The 11,140-nt window shown below is 60.1% G+C and carries 10 protein-coding genes; 6 read left to right on the top strand and 4 right to left on the bottom strand.

All coding sequences use genetic code 11. The annotated features are described in order from the left end of the window. The 5 genes from G5358_RS18315 to yciA all read left to right on the top strand — a co-directional run. On the top strand, positions 1-210 hold a 210-nt coding region (locus G5358_RS18315; RefSeq protein WP_421324652.1), incomplete at its 5' end, for a 4Fe-4S dicluster domain-containing protein. Then, positions 207-3,782: a pyruvate:ferredoxin (flavodoxin) oxidoreductase gene (gene nifJ, locus G5358_RS18310; protein ID WP_421324651.1), complete on the top strand. Its 3,576-nt coding sequence runs from the start codon at positions 207-209 to the stop codon at positions 3,780-3,782. The genes G5358_RS18315 and nifJ, both read left to right, overlap by 4 nt. Positions 3,783-3,989: 207 nt before the next feature. Beyond that, positions 3,990-4,676, top strand: a complete 687-nt coding sequence (locus tag G5358_RS18305) for a hypothetical protein (RefSeq protein ID WP_216995354.1) — start codon at positions 3,990-3,992, stop codon at positions 4,674-4,676. A 217-nt stretch (positions 4,677-4,893) separates the two neighbouring features. Further along, positions 4,894-5,712, top strand: coding sequence for an NAD-dependent epimerase/dehydratase family protein (locus G5358_RS18300; RefSeq protein ID WP_421324650.1), 819 nt, complete (start codon positions 4,894-4,896; stop codon positions 5,710-5,712). A 59-nt stretch (positions 5,713-5,771) separates the two neighbouring features. Continuing rightward, positions 5,772-6,176, top strand: coding sequence for an acyl-CoA thioester hydrolase YciA (gene yciA / locus G5358_RS18295; RefSeq protein WP_005337875.1), 405 nt, complete (start codon positions 5,772-5,774; stop codon positions 6,174-6,176). On the opposite strand, the gene G5358_RS18290 is transcribed toward yciA, so the two are convergent. After that, positions 6,177-6,401: a hypothetical protein gene (locus G5358_RS18290; RefSeq protein WP_005344394.1), complete on the bottom strand. Its 225-nt coding sequence runs from the start codon at positions 6,399-6,401 to the stop codon at positions 6,177-6,179. Positions 6,402-6,508: 107 nt separating this feature from the next. Here G5358_RS18290 and G5358_RS18285 point away from each other — a divergent pair, with 107 nt between their 5' ends. Then, entirely contained in the window at positions 6,509-7,354 is an 846-nt protein-coding gene (locus tag G5358_RS18285; RefSeq protein ID WP_005337873.1) for an endonuclease/exonuclease/phosphatase family protein, read from the top strand. 106 nt (positions 7,355-7,460) lie between these two features. On the opposite strand, the gene G5358_RS18280 is transcribed toward G5358_RS18285, so the two are convergent. From G5358_RS18280 to G5358_RS18270, 3 genes are all read right to left on the bottom strand, one after another. Beyond that, positions 7,461-7,757, bottom strand: a complete 297-nt coding sequence (locus G5358_RS18280) for a GrxA family glutaredoxin (RefSeq protein ID WP_223849348.1) — start codon at positions 7,755-7,757, stop codon at positions 7,461-7,463. 94 nt (positions 7,758-7,851) lie between these two features. Then, positions 7,852-9,291, bottom strand: coding sequence for a D-alanyl-D-alanine carboxypeptidase/D-alanyl-D-alanine endopeptidase (gene dacB, locus G5358_RS18275; protein WP_005350510.1), 1,440 nt, complete (start codon positions 9,289-9,291; stop codon positions 7,852-7,854). A gap of 112 nt (positions 9,292-9,403) precedes the next feature. Next, positions 9,404-11,140 (bottom strand): DEAD/DEAH box helicase (locus G5358_RS18270; protein ID WP_421324649.1); only part of this gene is annotated, 1,737 nt, incomplete at its 5' end.

Here is an 11,140-nt window from a genome sequence, read left to right as displayed (position 1 = left end):
GCCCGCTACGAGGCGGCGCGCTGCTACTCCTGCGGCAACTGCTTCGAGTGCGACGGCTGCTATGGCAGCTGCCCCGAGCAGGCCATCGCCAAGCTGGGGCCGGGCAAGGGCTATCAGGTAGATGCGGCGCGCTGCACCGGCTGCGGTGCCTGTCACGACCAGTGCCCTTGTCACGCCATCGAGCTGCGCCAACCGGAGGAGTCCCAATGAAACATGAACTGATCATGGTCGACGGCAACGAAGCCGCGGCCCGGGTGGCCTACCAGCTGAGTGAAGTGTGTGCCATCTACCCCATCACCCCGAGCTCGACCATGGCCGAACTGGCCGATGCCTGGGCGGCGGAGGGGCAGACCAACCTGTGGGGCAACATCCCCACCGTAGTGGAGATGCAGAGCGAAGGGGGGGCGGCCGGCACGGTACACGGCGCCCTGCAGGCGGGGGCGCTCGCCACCACCTTCACCGCCAGTCAGGGGCTGATGCTGATGCTGCCCAACATGTACAAGATCGCCGGTGAATTGACCTCGGCGGTGTTCCATGTGGCGGCCCGTTCGCTGGCGGCGCAGGGGCTGTCGATTTTTGGCGACCATCAGGATGTGATGGCGGCGCGCAGCACCGGCTTTGCCATGCTTGCCTCCGGTTCGGTGCAGGAGGCGCAGGACCTGGCCTTGGTTGCTCACAGCGTCACCCTGCAGTGCCGGGTGCCCTTTATCCACTTCTTCGACGGCTTTCGCACTTCCCACGAGGTGAACAAGATAGTCGCGCTGCACAAAGATGAGATCCGGGCCCTTATCGACAACGACTGGGTACGCGCCCACCGTGCCCGGGCCCTCAACCCGGATCACCCGGTGATGCGCGGCACAGCCCAGAACCCGGATACCTATTTCCAGTCCCGCGAGAGCGTTAACCCCTTCTACGAGGCGGTACCGGCGCGGGTGCAGCAGTGCATGGACAACCTCGGCGAGCTGACCGGTCGTCACTACCGGCTGGTGGAGTATCACGGCGCGCCCGATGCCACCGACGTCATCGTGCTGATGGGCTCGGGGGCGGCCACCGCCCGCACCACCGTGGATTGGCTCAACCGGCAGGATCGCAAGACCGGGGTCTTGGTTGTGCGCCTCTATCGTCCCTTCCCGGTACAGGCGCTGCTCGATGCGCTACCGCAGAGCGTGCGGCGCATGGCGGTGCTGGATCGCACCAAGGAGCCGGGGGCAGGTGGCGAGCCGCTGCTGCTGGATGTGCAGAGCGCCCTGATCGATGGCTTGCAGCGCGGCCTTATCAAGCGGCTACCCTGGCTCAGCGGCGGTCGCTATGGCCTCTCTTCCAAAGAGTTCACCCCCGCCATGTGCGCTGCCGTGTTCGAGGAGCTGGCATCCGATGCGCCGCGCCCGCGCTTTACCGTGGGGATCGTCGATGATGTGTCGGGCCTCAGTCTGGCCTGGCACCCCATCGGCGATCTGGAGCCCGCCAGCCGGGTGCGGGCACTCTTCTTCGGCCTTGGTGCCGACGGTACCGTGGGCGCCAACAAGAACAGCATCAAGATCATCGGCGAGCTGGAGGGGTTCCACGCCCAGGGCTACTTCGTCTACGACTCCAAGAAGTCGGGCTCGCGCACCGTCTCCCACCTGCGCTTTGGCCCCGAGCCCATCGACGCCCCCTGGCTTATCGAGCAGGCGAGCTTTATCGGCTGCCACCAGTGGGGCTTTGTCGAGTCGGTCGATCTGCTGGAGCACGCCGCCGAAGGGGCGACCCTGCTGCTCAATGCCCCCTATGAGGCTGACAAGGTGTGGGGCCAGCTGCCCGAGCGGCTGCGGGCCCGTATTCGCGCCCTCAATATCCAGCTCTACTGCATCGATGGGGATCGGGTGGCCGAGCAAAACGGCATGGGCAATCGCATCAACACCATTATGCAGACCTGCTTCTTCGCGCTGGCCGGAGTCTTGCCGCGGGATGAGGCGATTGCGCTGATCAAGGAGAGCATCGAGAAGAGTTATGCCCGCAAGGGGCCCGAGGTGGTCGAGCGCAACTTCGCGGCGGTGGACGACACCCTGGCTCATCTCCATCAGGTGGCCATCCCGGCCGGTGAGGAGCAGATCAGCGACTATCCGCTGCCGCTGGCACCGGGTGGCAGCGAGTTTGTCCAGCGGGTCACCGGCGAGATGCTGGCGGGGCGCGGCGATCTTATTCCGGTCTCCATGCTGCCGGTGGATGGCACTTACCCCACCGCCACCAGCCGCTTCGAGAAGCGGGATATCGCCCGCGAGATCCCGATCTGGCATTCGGATATCTGCATCCAGTGCGGCAACTGCGTCTTTGTCTGCCCCCACGCGGCGCTGCGGGCCAAGTTCTACCATCAGGACTGGCTGGCGACCGCCCCCGAGGCAGCGCAGTCGGTGCCCGTCACAGCCAAGGGCTTCCCCGACAGCCGCTACACCTTGCAGCTCTATCCGGAGGATTGCACCGGCTGCGGTCAGTGCGTGCAGGCCTGTCCGGTGCGGGCTGGGGCGGATGAGAGCCATGAAGGCGAGCGCGCCATCGCCATGATGGACAAGGCGCCCCATCTGGCTGGCCAGAAGCAGGCGCTGCGCTGGTTCGAGAGCCTGCCGTGGCCTGCCCGCGAGCGGGTGGACTTCTCCACGGTGCGCGGCACCCAGTTCCTCGAACCCCTGTTCGAGTTCTCTGGCGCCTGCGCCGGCTGTGGCGAGACCCCCTATCTCAAGCTGCTGACCCAGTTGTTTGGCGATCGCATGCTGGTGGCCAACGCCACCGGCTGCTCCTCCATCTATGGCGGTAACCTGCCGACTACGCCATGGGCCAAGAACGGCGAAGGGAAGGGGCCGGCCTGGTCGAACTCCCTGTTTGAGGACAACGCCGAGTTTGGCTTTGGTTTTCGTCTCACTGCCGATCAGCATCACGGTCAGGCGGTGGCGGCCCTCGAAGCGATGAAGGGGGAGCTGGGCCCAGAGCTGGTCGATACCCTGATTAGCGCCCCGCAACGGCTGGAGTCGGAGATCCGCGCCCAGCGCACCCGGGTGGCGCAAGTGCGGGAGCGGCTGGAAGAGGTGAAATCCGGCAAGGCCCGCGAGCTGCTGTCACTTATCGATCAGCTGGTGCGGCGCTCGGTCTGGATCATCGGCGGCGATGGCTGGGCCTATGACATCGGCTCATCGGGGCTCGACCATGTGCTCGCCTCCGGCCGCGATGTGAACGTGTTGGTGATGGATACCGAGGTCTACTCCAACACCGGTGGGCAGATGTCGAAATCGACCCCGCTTGGTGCTGTCGCCAAGTTCGCGGCGGGGGGCAAGACGCTGGCCAAGAAGGATGTGGCGTTGCAGGCCATCTCCTACGGCAACGTCTATGTTGCCCGCATCGCCTTTGGTGCCAACCCACAGCAGGCGCTGCAGGCCTTGCGTGAGGCGGAGGCCTATCCGGGCCCGTCGCTGATCATCGCCTACAGCCACTGTATCGCCCACGGCATCGATATGGAGTTTGGCCTGACCCAGCAAAAACGGGCCGTGGCCTCCGGTCACTGGCCGCTGATGCGCTACAACCCGGTATTGCGCAGATCGGGGCAGAACCCCTTTAGTCTCGACAGCCTGCGCCCCTCCATTCCCCTCGCTGAATACCGGCAGGAGGAGACCCGTTATCGGGTGCTGGCCCAGAGCCATCCGGAGGAGGCTGAACGGCTGATGCAGGTGGCGCAAAAAGTGGCGTGGCAGAAGTGGGCCACCTACGAGGAGATGGCCACCCGCGAAGCCAGCCATTTCCATCCGCCGGTATGATGGTGAAGTGAGTGAAATATAACCAAGCGGGCCAATGGCCCGCTTATGGATGATTTTTAAATGTCTGTTTAGATAACTTAAATGTATGTTTGGTTAATTCTTAATCACATGGTAAATAGGACTGTTTAGTATATTTAATTATAGTATTTTATGATACGTAATGCTTAGTGTGAAAATACAGTGATAAGTAGTAAAGAGGGAGGCTGTGTGCATACTGAAAAATATGAATTTCCATCTAGAGGCTTTCACATTGTTGCAACCAAAGTTGCTGAGGCTGATTATTTTTTAGATAAGCTAAAAGATTCGAGAGGGCTTGATGAAGAATTTTCATTTTTATTAAGCGCATTTGCATCCGCAGCAAGGAGTATTACATTTTCTTTGCAGGCGGTTATGTCTAAATATCCTGGTTTTGATGATTGGTATAAGCCACATCAAGAATGCTTAAAATCTAATGACTTGGCTAGGTATTTTGTTGATTTACGGAATTATCTTCAAAAGGTAGGTGAGGTTCCTGTCGGTCACTCAGGGGCTATTATAGATGGAATGTTCCGGCATGTTTCATTCTTTATCTCTATTGATAGATTAAAAGAAGCGCCTTCAGGAGATGTAATACACTTAGCTGAAAATTACTTCATCGATATATTAAAGGTTGTTGAAGCATGTTATCGTGACTATTGGGTCTATGTTGATCCAAGGGCGTTATTTACTCTTGAAGGTCTTTCTCAGCTTGGCTGGTCAATTGAGGATGTAGAAGCCTGTGGGGGGCTACCTAGAGGTTATACAGATGTTCCATATGATGGTGATGATAAAAACATTCAACGGCTACGATTACTAAGCAGGGAACTTCAGGGAGATGAAGTAATGGAGCAGTATTTTGAAAAATATAGTTTGTAAATAAATGTCAGCAACTATTTTCAACAGAGCAATAGCTGAATGTGAGACTATATTTACGGTTCTTATTAGAATACATATATGGCTTTGAACTCATATATGGCAGATAGACAAATGCCGCCACTATTGGCGGCATTTGTCTATCTGCAGGTCAAAGCTTTCTTTTTATGCCAAGGCAGGTAAGCTGCGGGGCAAATAGCGTCAAGCAGGAGACGGGACGATGACAGAACAACATATCGCCGGGACTATCGGCATTCTGGGAGCGGGGTGGCTCGGGCTGCCGCTGGCGCGGGCCCTGCTGGCGGCAGGCAAGTCAGTGGCGGTGACGGTCAGCAGTGCCGAGAAGGCGGCCCGTCTGCAGGGGGAGGGGATCGATGCCCATCCGCTGACGATTTCTGCCCATATGTCGGATGCGTGGCCCATCCCCTGCGAGAGTCTGGTGATCTGCGTACCACCGAGCAAGACAGACGATTATCCGCAGGCGGTGGCAAGGGCCTGTGCGTTGGCCAAAGCGAGTGGCACCCGGCGGGTACTGTTTGTCAGTGCCACCTCGGTATGGGGCGCAGGGCAGCAGGAGGGGGAAGAACCCCAACCCCGCCATGCCCGTGGCGAGCGGATGCTGGCGGCGGAGCAGGCGGTGCTGGCGGCCGGTTTCGAGGCAGTGATGATAGTGCGCCCCTCCGGCCTTTATGGCCCGGATCGCCATCCCGGCCGTTTCCTCGCGGGCAAGACTCTCGATGGCGGCGCCCAGTCCGTCAATCTGGTCCATCTGGACGATGTTGTGGCGGCTTGCATGCTGCTGCTGGAACGGGGCAAGGACGGGAATGTCTTCAACCTGAGCGCGCCGGTGCATCCGCGCCGCGAGCAGTTCTACCCCTTTGCGGCGCGCCAGCAGGGGCTGCCCGTGCCGGTCTTTATCGAGCCTGCCGGTGAATTTCAGCCCATCGACGGCCAGCTGATTTGTCAGCAGATGGGATTCAACTATCGCTGGCCCGATCCGGCCCACTGGTTTGCCGAGCTCGCCGCCTCGGGCAATTGAGGTTTGCCAAGGGGGTGATCGCCCCCTATCATGCCGCCATCCATGAGAGAGAGGCGGTAATGATGGTAGATACAAAACGTCACCCCGATGGGGAGTTGTTGCTGAGAACCCTGGCAATGCCAGCCGATACCAACCCCAATGGCGACATCTTTGGTGGCTGGATCATGTCCCAGATGGATATAGGTGGGGGCATTATGGCCAAGGAGCTGGCAAAAGGACGTATTTGTACCGTATCCGTCGAAGGCATGACCTTTCACAGTCCGGTCAAGGTGGGCGATGTGGTCTGCTGCTACGGCCGCTGCATGAAGATCGGCCGCAGCTCCATGAAGCTCAAGCTGGAGGTGTGGGTCAAGCCGGTACTGCGGGAAAACGATGCCCAGCGTTACTGTGTGACCGAGGGGATCTTCACCTATGTCGCCATCGACGAGCAGGGCAAATCCCGCCCGGTTCCGGTGAGTGCCTGATTAAATCAGCCGGGCATTGATGATGGATATTTCCTGCTCAAGCCCGGTTTTTTGCCGTATCATGCGTTCCAGCATCTCTTCCGAGCCCACATATTGCAGGGTGTCGAACAGGCAGAGATCGCATTGAGGGTCTCGTCTTATCTGATAGACGGTGGACAGCTCCACTTGATGACAATTTCCTTGTTGATCATAAAACGTCACGTTGTACCGAAGTTCTTTCGCCATGAGACAAGGTCCTTCTGGTTGGGTGGAACAGGGACTATCAGCTTAGTCGGCGTGGATGACGTTTGTGATGGTCGCAACAAAAAGCAAAGGCGGGCGGTTGTTAGCCAATGAAAAATAGTTATCGCATTCTTGGCACCTCCCTGCTGACCTTGGGGTTGGTAGGTTGTTTTGAGGTGCCGGATCAGAACCATCTGGTCACAGCTCAAGGGATTGTGCCGGGACTCGACTGCCAGCGTCCGCCGCTGGTAGCGTTGGCGACCACGGCGCTGCCCCGTGAATTCGGGGTGACGGTGTGGAATCTCTACAAGGGCCAGCGCAAGAACTGGCGTGAAGGGATGGACAGTTACGCCAAGGGGCAGGATCTGGTGCTGCTGCAAGAGTCGGCCACCCGTCCCGATATGCTCGACTGGCTGCGCGCCGGTGATTTCCAGTGGCAACAGCTGCAAGCCTTCACCCAGGGCGGCGTGTCGTTCGGGGTAATGACGGTGGCCAAGACCCCGCAGGCGTTCGTCTGTGGCGTGCGCTCCCCCGAGCCTTTGCTGCGCATCCCCAAATCCGGGCTGGTGAGCCTCTATCCGCTGCAGGGCGATCCTGACGGCGTTATGGTCATCAATATCCATGCGGTCAATTTCGAGCTGGGGATGGCTACCTTCCGCGAGCAGCTCAACGATTTGACTGCCTTGGTGCGCCGCCATCAGGGGCCGGTGATCCTGGCCGGTGATTTCAATACCTGGAGCGACAAGCGCCAGTTCTGGCTGAATAAATTGGTGGACGAGCTGGGTCTGCAAGAGGCCGTGCCGGTGCCTGACCTGCGCCGTACCGCCTTCGGTCGCCCACTGGATCATCTCTACTACCGCAATCTGGATCTGGTCGAGGTGAGTTCACCGGCCACCGACAGCTCGGATCACAACCCCATCATTGCGCGCTTTGCCGCCCAGTCGGTGACCCCCTGATCGGGGATGATGTGCGCGTGTTGCCCATAAAAAAATCCGGCGCCTGATAGCGCCGGATTTTTTTATACGATCTGGCGGTCAACCCGCTTGGGATGACCCGCTGGCATTACTGGTAGAGACCCAGATTCGCTTTGGCGTAGGCTTCGAAATCGGTGCAGCCACCGATGTGCTGCTCGTCCAGGAAGATCTGCGGCACGGTATTGACCGGCTTGCCGGCGCTCTTGGCCAGATCTTCTTTGGTGATGCCTTCGGCATGGATATCCACGTAGCGGAATTTGAAGTCATCGCGCTGTTCGGTCAGCTGCTCGGCGATCTGTACGGCACGGACACAGTAGGGGCAACCCGGGCGACCAAAAATCACTGCAAACATATTTTCTCTCCGTTTTTTAAGCCGTTTATGTATGGCCGTTGATATGAGGCAGGCAACAGCATAGCCCTGCCTCGTGGCGACTTGAAGCCGAAATTATCGATACCGTGATTCGAGTGGGCCTATTGGCTCAGCTCTCATCGGCGATCTGGATCGGCTGCTGCTGATAGATGCTCTCCAGCACCCCCTTCTCGAATACAGTCCAGGGCCACGGCGCCTTGCTGGCACGGTAGCGCTCATGGGTGGCCGGATCTTGGGACAGGCCGCGCTGGAACATCACGAACGCCTTGCGCTGGCCGCCTGCCGTGTCGATAAAGCCCACCAGATTGGAGGTGCCGGTGATGGTGCCGGTCTTGGCGTGGACCTTGTTCTTCATCATGGGGGCGGTGACGCTGCGGCGCCACGCCAGGGTGCCATCCACCTGAGAGCTTGGCAGCAGCTTGATCAGGCCAAGTTCGGCATCATTTTTCTGGATGAAGTTCAGCACCGACATCATCTGACGGGCGCTGATGAGATTGTGAGCGGAGAGACCGGAGCCGTCTGCCAAAGTGGCGTTGCCCAGATCGATGCCGTTCTTGGTCAGGATGGCGCGCACCGCCATGGTGCCGCTGCGATAGCTGCCCGGCTTGTTGTAGTAGTGACGGCCCACGGTTTTGAGGAAGGTATCGGCATAGAGGTTGTCCGATTTCTTCAGCATCTTGGCGAGCATCACCGGCAGGGAGACCGAGTAGTGGGTGCCGAGGGTCTCTGCCCCTTCAGGGGCCTTGTGGGTGACCCGCAGCAGGCCATCATGCTTGATACCGGCCCGGTTCATCGCCCAGCGGATGTTGTCCCAGCCCCAGGCTTCCACGTCGTGAATGGCGAAACGCAGTCCCTGCGGCTCCTTGTTCGGGGTGATGCAGCCCTTGAGCTCGTAGAAGTTGCCCTTGGCCATGTCCACTTCCAGTGCGCAGAACTGGCGCGCCATGTCGCCATAGCTCATCACCTCCACGTTGTCGGCACCGATGCCGATGGGGACGCCTGTGGCCACGTTGCCGACCGCCGGTTTGCCAATCTGGGTGGCAGTGATGGTGCCGTAGGCGCAGTTCTTGTCGATGATGACCGAGGAGACGGGCGCGGCGAAGCAGAGGGTCTGATCCCCCCACGACCAGCCGTTGCCGCGCTCGTAGCCGTTGTAGGCGCCGGTGTTGACGTAGACGTTGCCCTTGATGCTGGTGACGCCGAGCTGTTTGAACAGGGCGAGCAGATCCATGCGGGAGAGGGTGGGATCGCCGACGAAGTTGATCCAGATATCGCCGTTGATGGTGTCACCCTGTTTGGCACCGGGTTGGGCCTGAATGTCGGTGGCGAAGCGGAAGTCGGCACCCAGCTCGAGGCGGGCCGCCAGCGCGGTGAGCACCTTCATGGTGGAAGCTGGAGCGATCATTTGATCCGCGTGGCGGGCGAACTCGACGCCGTTATTGCCCTGCACCATGATGGCGTACTGGCCACCCTGAGGGGGCGTCAGCGGGGCGGCATGAGCCGCCAGAGAAGAAAAGAGAGCACAAAAACCAATCAACAGCCGCTGCATAACATCCTCTAACGTGACGAAGGGCCCGGCAGTGGTGCCGACCCTGATAATTCAACCAGCCGATGCGGGATCGACGGGATAACGCAATTCATGCCATGTATGCCGGTCGCCATCATGCCAGCGAGTTGGCGGTACGATAGCGACCCTCATAATCAAAAATTTTCTCTTTTATCTGCCAGAAGCGACCCGATTTGCGGGCGATGACAAAATCCGGATGACGGAACTGGCTTTGCGCGGCCAGCACGCTCGCCAGGGTGGCAAATTCGGGCTCCAGCCCCGGGGCGGGCCAATGATGACGCACAAAGTGCTGTTGAAACAAGCGCCGTGCGCCCGGGGAGTGAAATCCGAAGTATTCACTGAGGGTCAATCCATCCTCATCGTGGTAGGTCACCTCCAGCCGCTCCCCCTGTTTGCCGCGCCCTTCTGTGAGGGTCAGCCCCGCACAGCGGATCACCATGCAATCCTTGAGATTGAGCGCCTCTTTAAGCTTGTCGTCAGGGTCCACCAGCAGCTGATCGCAGCTCTGGCAGCGGCGGGCGGCGATGTCGTTCTCCGCACCGCAGCCGGGGCAGATCTTGGCGCGAAAGCGGTAGTCACACTCCTCGCGGTTGCCCTCATCATCTTCAAACAGCCCCTGACAGCGGCGGCCGTAGTGCTCGATCACCTTGCCATCCTCGTCGGTCTTGCCCCAGAAGGTGTTGGCAAAACCGCAGGCGGGGCAGGGTACTTGTACCGGCTCGGTACTGGCGTGGGGGCGAGGCTCCCCCACTTCGGGGGCGAACAGGTTGAAGTTGTTGCCCGCATAGTCGAGCACCAGACAATCGCTCTTGCCCGGCGAGAGGCGCAGGCCCCGCCCCACGATCTGCTGGTAGAGGGAGACCGACTCAGTGGGCCTGAGCATCACGATAAGATCGACATGAGGGGCGTCGAAGCCGGTGGTGAGTACCGCCACGTTGACCAGAAACTTGAGCTCGCGCGCCTTGAAGGCGCTGATAAGGGCATCGCGCTCCGGCCCCGGCGTCTCGCCGGTGATAAGGGCTGTCTGCTGGCCTCGGGCGCCCAGCAGACCGTGAATTTCGCGGGCATGCTCGACGGTGGCGGCGAAGATCATCACCCCCTGCCGGTCGGCGGCATACTCCAGCACCTGACTCAGGATATGGGGGGTGACCCGCTGCTGGCGCTTGAGCTCTCCGTTGAGATCTGCCTCGCTAAAGAGGCCGTTCTCCCGTGCCACCAGCTTGCTGAAGTCGTAGTGGACGATGGGGGCATCCACCATGCGCGGCGGAGTGAGGTAGCCGTTTTTCACCATAAAACGCAAGGGCAGCTCGAACACGCAGTCGCCAAACAGCCGCTCGCCGTGGCTCTTGACCATGCCGTGGTAGTGGCGCCGGTAGATCCAGCCCAGCCCGAGCCGATAGGGGGTGGCGGTGAGGCCGAGGATCTTGAGGGCCGGATTGGCAGCCTTGAGATGGTCGATCACCTGATGGTATTGACTGTCGTCATCGAGCGAGACCCGATGGCACTCATCGATGATCAGCAGCGAAAACGCCCCGTCGAAGGCCGCCAGATTGCGGGCGACCGACTGCACCGAGCCGAACACCACCTGGGCGCTCGCCTCCTTGCGATCCAGGCCGGCAGCGAAAATATCGGCCTTGAGCCCCCACGCCTCGTATTTAGCGTGGTTCTGCTCCACCAGCTCCTTGACGTGGGCCAGCACCAGCACCCGACCGCGCGCTTTGCGGGCCAGCTCGGCGATCACCAGACTCTTGCCGGCCCCGGTGGGCAGCACCACTACGGCGGGATCCGGGTGTTTGCGAAAGTGGCTGATCACGGCGTTGACGGCGTCGGT

Origin of the sequence: Aeromonas sp. 604176 (assembly GCF_049170755.1) — a bacterium.
Taxonomy (GTDB): Bacteria; Pseudomonadota; Gammaproteobacteria; order Enterobacterales; family Aeromonadaceae; genus Aeromonas; species Aeromonas veronii_A.
Note: the sequence above shows the minus strand (reverse complement) of the source record. Positions and strands in the feature narration are given on the sequence as shown.

What these genes read in the sequence shown, in the direction of transcription:
- G5358_RS18290 (WP_005344394.1), bottom strand. Translation starts at nt 6,401, where the DNA reads ATGGCGAAAGAACTTCGGTACAACGTGACGTTTTATGATCAACAAGGA.
- G5358_RS18300 (WP_421324650.1), top strand. Translation starts at nt 4,894, where the DNA reads ATGACAGAACAACATATCGCCGGGACTATCGGCATTCTGGGAGCGGGG.
- yciA (WP_005337875.1), top strand. Translation starts at nt 5,772, where the DNA reads ATGATGGTAGATACAAAACGTCACCCCGATGGGGAGTTGTTGCTGAGA.
- G5358_RS18285 (WP_005337873.1), top strand. Translation starts at nt 6,509, where the DNA reads ATGAAAAATAGTTATCGCATTCTTGGCACCTCCCTGCTGACCTTGGGG.
- nifJ (WP_421324651.1), top strand. Translation starts at nt 207, where the DNA reads ATGAAACATGAACTGATCATGGTCGACGGCAACGAAGCCGCGGCCCGG.
- dacB (WP_005350510.1), bottom strand. Translation starts at nt 9,291, where the DNA reads ATGCAGCGGCTGTTGATTGGTTTTTGTGCTCTCTTTTCTTCTCTGGCG.